The sequence below is a fragment of the Streptomyces oryzae genome (assembly GCF_017676365.1).
Taxonomy (GTDB): Bacteria; Actinomycetota; Actinomycetes; order Streptomycetales; family Streptomycetaceae; genus Streptomyces; species Streptomyces oryzae.
The window spans coordinates 1-7,416 of the sequence record NZ_JADKMA010000274.1 but is presented as its reverse complement, the minus strand read 5'-3'; the positions used below and the strand labels follow the sequence as shown (position 1 = coordinate 7,416).

Annotated in this window: 3 protein-coding genes; all 3 read left to right on the top strand. The window is 74.5% G+C overall.

Annotation, left to right across the window (positions count from 1 at the left end):
- Positions 1–530 (top strand): acyl carrier protein (locus ITI46_RS32095; protein WP_209243460.1); only part of this gene is annotated, 530 nt, incomplete at its 5' end.
- Complete coding sequence (locus tag ITI46_RS32090; protein ID WP_209243459.1) at positions 527–4,219, top strand: beta-ketoacyl synthase N-terminal-like domain-containing protein; 3,693 nt, start codon at positions 527–529, stop codon at positions 4,217–4,219. The genes ITI46_RS32095 and ITI46_RS32090, both read left to right, overlap by 4 nt.
- Positions 4,219–7,416, top strand: a 3,198-nt coding sequence (locus ITI46_RS32085) for a beta-ketoacyl synthase N-terminal-like domain-containing protein (protein ID WP_209243458.1), incomplete at its 3' end; no start/stop codon positions are given. The genes ITI46_RS32090 and ITI46_RS32085, both read left to right, overlap by 1 nt.

Genomic DNA, 7,416 nt, shown 5'->3' with positions numbered 1-7,416 from the left:
CACCCACCCCCCGCGAAGCCCCCACGGCGCCACAGCTGCGCGCTTCGGCACCGGAGCCCCGAGGCGCGGTGCCGGACGCGGGGGTTGCGGCGCCAGTTGCGGGGTCCGTGATGCCGCAGCCGCCAGACGCGGTGCCCGAGCCGCAGGCGGCGGCGCCAGGCGCGGTGCCGCAGCCGCTCCCCGCGGTGGACGCGGGGCCCGCGCCGGACGCGGGGCCCGCGGTGGACGAGCCGCGTCAGGGGCCGGCTGCGGAGCAGCCGGCGGCGCGGGCCGACCGGGAGCGGATCAAGTCGCTCACCACGCAGCGGCTCGCCCGCGCACTGCGGGTGCCGCCCGGGGAGCTGTCGCCCCGCCGCGCGTTCGCCGAGCTCGGCGTCGACTCGATCACGGGGATGTCCTTCGTGGCCGAGCTCGGCGAGGAACTGGGACTCGAACTCGACGCCGCGCTCCTCTACGACCACACCACCATCGACCGGCTGACCGACCACCTCACCGACCTTGTCGACAACGCCTCCGGAGGGCAGCGATGACGAGTACCGAGTTCCGATCCGTCGTGGATCGCTACCTCACCGCCGGCCCGGCCACCGAATCGGAGCCGCCACCGGCCCGCACCTCCGCGCTGGACATCGCGGTGGTCGGGATGGCGGGCAGGTTCCCCGGGGCCGACGACGTGCACACGTTCTGGGAGAACCTGGCCGCCGGGCGCAAGAGCGTCGGCGAGCTGCCGCAGGAGATCCTCGGCGAGGGTGCCCGTGGCTACCGGTGGGGCGGTGTGATCACCGACCGCGACTGCTTCGACCCCGAGTTCTTCGGGATCGACCCGCGCGAGGCCGACTCCATGAACCTGCACCAGCGGCTGCTGCTCCAGGAGGCGTGGCACGCCCTGGAGGACGCGGGCATCGACCCGTTCTCGCTGTCCGGTTCCGACACCGGCATGTTCGTGGGGGCCGAGCCGGCCGGGTATCTGCACGAGTCGTTCACCGGCGCCTCCGACGCGCTGGTCGCAGCGCGGCTGTCCTACTTCCTCGACTGGCACGGCCCGGCGCTCGTCGTCAACACCGCCTGCTCGTCGTCCATCGTGGCCATCCACATGGCCTGCCAGAGCCTGCTGTCCGGCGAGTGCGGCATCGCGCTGGCCGGCGGCGCCAACGCCGGTCTCGACCAGAGTTCGCTCAACCTGCTCGCCGACATGGGAGTGCTCTCCCCCTCCGGCGAGTGCCGCACCTTCGACAACTCCGCCAACGGCACGGTGTTCGCGGAGGGCGTGGCGGTGCTGGTGCTCAAGCGGCTCGCCGACGCCGAGGCGGCCGGAGACGACATCCGCGGGGTCATCCGGGCGACCGGCATCAACCACGACGGCGCCAGCAACGGCCTCACCGCGCCGAACGGACCGGCCCAGGAGAAGCTGATCGACGCGGTGTACCGCAGGTACGGCGTCGACGCCTCCCGGATCGGGTACGTGGAGGCGCACGGCACCGGCACCGTACTCGGCGACCCGGTCGAGGCGGGCGCGCTGGTCCGCGCGTTCGGCAGGCACCGGCCCAACCCCGAGGGGTGCGTCCTGGGGACCGCCAAGGCGAACATCGGTCACACCGGCGCGGCCGCGGGCGCGATCGGCCTGGTGAAGGTGCTGCTGAGCATGCGCAACGAGCGCTTCCCCGGCCTGCCCACGTTCCGCACCCTCAACCCGATGATCAAGCTGGACGGTTCGGGCATCACCATCGACGCGGTCGGCAGGCCCTGGCTTGCGACGCCGGGCGTGCCGCGGCTGGCGGCCGTGAACTCGATGGGCCACAGCGGCACCAACGCGCACCTGGTCGTCGAGGAGTACCTGCCCCAGCCCCGTACGGCCGGGCAGGACCGGGCCCACGGCCCGGTGGCGGTGCCGCTGTCGGCCCGTGACCCGGAGCGGCTCGCAGCGCTCGCCGGTCGGCTGGCCGACCACCTCGACCGGGTATCCGCACCCCGGACGGAGGACGGCCAGGACACCCTCCGCCGGCTCATCGCCGACCTGCTGGGCATCGACCCGACCGGGCTGCGGGGGGACCGGAACCTGGAGAGCCACGGCGCCGAGCCGCACCAACTCGCCCAGCTGGCCAAGCTGCTCACCGGGCAGACCGGTCGGCAGGTCACCGTGGACACGCTCTACGAGGCGCCGTCCGTGGACGGTCTCGTCGCCTCGCTGGCGCCGGCCGCGCAGCCGGACGAGCGGCAGCCCCGGTGGGAGCCGCCGAACCTCGCCGACGTGGCGGTCACGCTCCAGCAGGGACGTGCGGCGCTGGACGAACGAGCGGTCGTGGTGGCCGAGTCGGTGCCCGAACTGGTCACCGCGCTGCGCGCGCTCGCCGTCGGCCGCCCCACGGCGCACACCGTCACGGGCCGGGCCGGCGCCGGTGCCCCGCGCGCTGCGGGCGGCTCCCCGGCCGAGGTCGGCAGGGCCTGGTGCCAGGGGGCGGACGTCGACTGGCCCACCGCCGGCGGGCGGCGAGTGCCGCTGCCCGGCTATCCGTTCGCCCGCAACCGCCACGGCAAGGACCGGCTGGCGCCCCGCACCACCGCGATGCCCACCCCGGCGCCGGCTGTGACGGCCCCCGCGGCGCAGGCCCCGGCGGCTCCCGCGCCCGTCCCGGCGACCGAGCCGGTGGCCGAACCTGTGGCCGAACCGGTGGAGGACGTGCCACAGGCCGGTGCCGGTGCCGGAAGTGGCGGGCTGCGCGAAGAGATGGCGCTGTGGCTGACGCGGCTGATCGCCGACGAGGTGGGTATCGATCCGGCCGCCATCGACCGCTGGGAGCGGTTCGACGCGTTCGGCGTGGACTCGGTGGTCCGTACCCGGGTCAACCACCATCTGGCCGAGCGCTTCCCGTCCGCTTCCCGGACCCTGCTGTTCGAGTTCCCCACCATCGACGAGGTGGCGGATCTGCTGACCACCGACTTCCCCGCCGACTGCCGGACAGCCCTGCGCGCCCCGGCCCCCGCACCCGCCGCCCAGCAGCCCGCCGCACCGGCTCCGGCTGCTCCGGCTCCTGCTGCTCCGGTTGTTCCGGCTCCTGTTGCTCCGGCTGATGGTGGTGCTGGGGTTGTGGTGGGTTGGTTGTCGGGTGTGGTGGCGGAGGAAGCGGGTTTTGTGGGGGAGGTGGATCCGTGGCGGTCGTGGGGTGAGTTCGGGGTTGATTCGGTGGTGCGTACGCGGGTGAATCACCGTATTGCGCAGGTGTTTCCGGATGCGTCGCGGACGTTGTTGTTCGAGTTCGGGTGTGTGGCGGAGGTTGCCGAGTCCCTGGCGGCCGACTTCCCCGCCGAGAGCCGCGCGCTCCCGGCGGCCCAGCCCGCAACCGGCGCCACCACCTCCACCGCGGCGTACCCCGCCGAGCCGGTGCCCGAGTGGCCCACGGCCCCCTCCTGGACGGCGCCGTTCCCTGCCCGTGAGACCGGGTTCTCCGCGAGCCGGGTGCTGTTCCACCCGGACGCCGACCCCGACGACACCGAGCTGGTACGCGAACGTCAGGCCGAGCTCCTCGATGTGCTGCTGCGCGGCGAACAGCTCGACCGCGTGGGCGGCCTGACCGATCTGTACGGCGGCCAGGGCGCTGCCGGGCTGCGGCTGGCCGCGCGGCACCGCGCCCTGCGGGTGCACATCCGCACCGCGGACCCGGCCCAGGCCGAGACGGCCGCCCGGGCGGCCAAGGAGCACGGCCTGGACGCGCGGGTCACCGTCGCGCACACCGACCCCGCGACCCAGCACGAGGTCGCGCTCGGCATCGAGGGCAGCCACCTGATCGCCGACAAGGCGGGCCACCTGGCCAGGACCGCTGCGGTCCTGCCGGAGGGCGGCAGGCTGCTGCTGGCCGAGTTCCTGGCCGTCGGCGGCGAACTGGCCGACCAGCGGCTCGGCATCTCGATACCCACGGCCCAGCAGTGGGCCGACCAGCTTGCCGACGCCGGGTTCGTACTGGACGAGGCGGTCGACGCGGCAGAGCGCGTCGGCCACTTCCTCGCCGACTTCGACGCCGACCAGCACACCGCGGGCCTCGACCCCGTGGCCAGGGACCGCTGGCGGTTCCACACCGATCTGGCCGTGCCGCTGGAACGCGGGACGGCGGCGTATCTGCTGCTGCGGCTGCGCAAGGACAGCACGGCCGACCTGGAGGCCAGGCGCGCGGGCAACCGCGCCCGGATCGCCGCGGCCACCCCGTACGCAGAGGCGGTGACCCGTTGATGACCACCACGACCACCACGGCAGACAGCAGGCAGGGGCAGCACCCGGCCGAGCTGGCGGAGCGGCTGTCCACAGCGGCCCGTGCCGTGCTCGCCGGAGCCGACCCGGGCGCCGGCCTCGCGGTGCAGCGCGGCATGGACGCGCTGACCCTGCTGGCCCGGCGGATGCTCGCCGGCGCGCTCCGGCGGATGGGCGCCTTCACCACGGCGGGGGAAGCCTGCAGCCCGGACGAACTGGCCGCGCGGCTCGGGGTGGTGGACGAGCACCGGCGGCTGTTCGACGCGCTGCTCGACATCCTCGTCACCGCCGGCACCCTGCGCCGCGAAGGAGCGCGGCTGGTGGCCGCCTACCCGCTGCGCGAGCTGGCCGAGTCCGAACTCGACTCCATGGTCGCCGGGCTGGTGGCGGAGTTCCCCACCGCGGAGCCGACCGCGCTGCTGCTGCGCCGGTGCCTTGCCGCCTACCCGGAGGTGCTGACCGGACGCCGCCCCGCCTCCGAGGTCCTGTTCCCCGACGGGGCGGCGGCTGCCGACGACGAGCGGCCTGGCGGCCACCCCGACAGCGGGGACGTGGTCGCCGCTGTGGCGGCCGAGGTCGCCCGCGTGCGCCTGGAGACGGCGTCGGCCGTCTCGGTGGTCGAGCTCGGCTCAGGGACCGGCGCCGGAGCCGCCCGGGTGCTGCCCGCGCTGGCCCCGTTCGGCGACCGGCTGCGCTACTCCTACACGGACGCGTCGTCCCGGTTCACCGAGCACGGCAGGCAGCGGTTCGGCCGCGACTACGGCTTTGTCGACTTCACGGTCTTCGATGTCACCGAGGCAGCCGGAGCGCCGCAGCCGCCGGCCGGCGAGGCGGATGTGCTGCTCGCCGCCAACGTCCTGCACGGTGCCCCGGACGTGGACGCCGCGCTGGCCGGAGCCGCCGCGCTGCTGCGGCCCGGCGGTGCGCTGGTGCTGACCGAGGCCGTCTCGGCACCCGAGCCATCGATCATGCTCTTCGGGCTGACGGCCGACTGGTGGCCGCGGCGGGAACGGGAGGGACTGCCCAACTCACCGCTGTTCTCGTCCGACCAGTGGCGCGCCGCCCTGGTCCGTGCCGGGTTCGAGCAGATACGGGTCCACCCGCTGCCGCCCGGCGTGGACGAGGACGACGCACCGGAAGCCGTCATCGTCGCCCAGCGCGCGGTGCCCGCAGCACCGGCCACAGCGCCCGCACCGGCACGGACGGCGACCTCTGCACCGGCCACGGCTGCCGCACCGACCACCGCTCCCGCATCCACCACGGCCCCCGCACCCACCGCGACGTCCGGCCCCGCGGCGCCGCGTACTGGCGCGGCGGTGCCGCGTACCGCTCCCGCCGCGCGTACCGCCGACCGCGCCGACACCGAGGGCCCCATCGCGATCGTCGGTCTGAGCGTGCGCTTCCCGGGGGCGCCGGACGCACGCCGCTACTGGGAGCTGATCACCAGCAACAGCACCGCCATCGGGGAGATCCCGGCCCGGCGCTGGGACTGGCGGGAGCACTACGACCCCGAGCCCCAGGGCATGGAGGTCATCACCAAGAGCCACTCCAAGTGGGGCGGGTTCCTGGAGGACTTCGACCAGTTCGACGCCGAGTTCTTCGGGATGTCCGAGCAGGAGGTCCGCAACACCGACCCCCAGCAGCGGATCTTCCTCCAGGAGTGCTGGAAGGCGCTGGAGGACGCGGGGTACTGCCCGAACGCCCTCGACGCCAAGGTCCGCAAGGCAACCGGGGTGTTCGCCGGCGCCTCCAAGCTCGGCTTCGACCGGCTCGGCCCGGAGCGCGGGGTCGACCTGCCGCGCACCTCGTTCGGCGACATGGTCAACCGCGTCTCCTACCAGCTCGACCTGGGCGGGCCGAGCAAGCCCGTGGACACCGCCTGCTCCTCGGCGCTGGTCGCCCTGCACGAGGCGGTGCAGAGCCTGCGGTCCGGAGAGTGCGCCATGGCGCTGGTCGGCGGGGTGAACCTGTATCTGCACCCGTCCACCTACGCCGAGCTGGGCGCGGTCAAGATGCTCTCCAACCGCCCCGAGTGCCCCGCCTTCGGTATCGGCGGCAACGGCATCGTCCCCGGCGAGGGTGTCGGTGTCGTGGTGCTCAAGCGGCTGGCCGACGCGCAGCGCGACAACGACCATGTGCGCGCGGTCATCCGCGGCACCGCGGTCAACCACAACGGACGTACGGTCGGGTTCACCAGCCCGAGCCCCAAGCGCCAGGCGGAAGTGATCACCGCAGCGCTGCGCCGCGCCGAGGTGGACGCCGCGACGGTGAGCTATCTGGAGACCACCGTCAACGGTACGGAGATCGGCGACGCGGTGGAGATGACCGCGGTCACCCAGGCGTTCGGGGGGCGCGAGGGCGCCACCGGCCGCTTCCGGCTCGGCTCGGTCAAGCCCAACATCGGCCATGGGGAGGCGTCCTCGGGCATGGCGCAGCTGACCAAGGTGGTCCTCGCGCTCACCGAGCGCACCATGCCGCCGACCCGGCTGCCGAAGGAGCTCAACCCCGCCATCGACCGCGACAAGCTGCCGTTCGAGCTGTCGGACACGCCCGTGCCGTGGGAGCCGCCGAGCGTGCACGGACAGCGGCAGCCGCGCCGGGCCGGGATCACCGGGATCGGCGCGGGCGGCGCCAACGCGCACGTCGTCGTCGAGGAGGCCCCGGAGACCGAGGCCGGGCCGGGCGCGGGACCCGCGCTGTTCGTCCTCTCGGCGCGCACCCGGGAGCAGCTGGCCGCCTCCGCCGACAACTGGATCGGCTTCCTGCGCGGCCACCCGGATCTCGACCTGGCGCGCGTCGCCTACACCAGCCAGGTCGGCCGGGAGCCGATGCGGTTCCGGCTCGCGCTGGTGGCCGAGAGCCTGGCGGAGGTCGTGGACGGACTCGGCCGGTGGCGGTCCGGCGACACCGCGGCCGTGCTGACCGGAGAGGCCAAGCGCCCCGCTTCCGCCGTACGTGCCGAGCGTGCCAAGGGCAGGCCGCCGGCCGAGCTGGCCCGCGTGTGGGCCGAGGGCGGCATGATCGCCTGGCCCTCGCTCTACCCACAGGGCACCCCCGTGCGGCTCGGCGGACTCCCCACCTACCCCTTCGCGGCCACGGGCTACTGGACCGACCCGCCGGCCGCCGCCACGGCCCCGCGCCGGGCAGCGTCCACCGCCGGCCCCCAGCCCGTAAGCCCC

Bases quoted from the DNA above. Each gene is read 5' to 3' on its own strand.
- ITI46_RS32090 (WP_209243459.1), top strand. From the start codon at position 527: ATGACGAGTACCGAGTTCCGATCCGTCGTGGATCGCTACCTCACCGCC.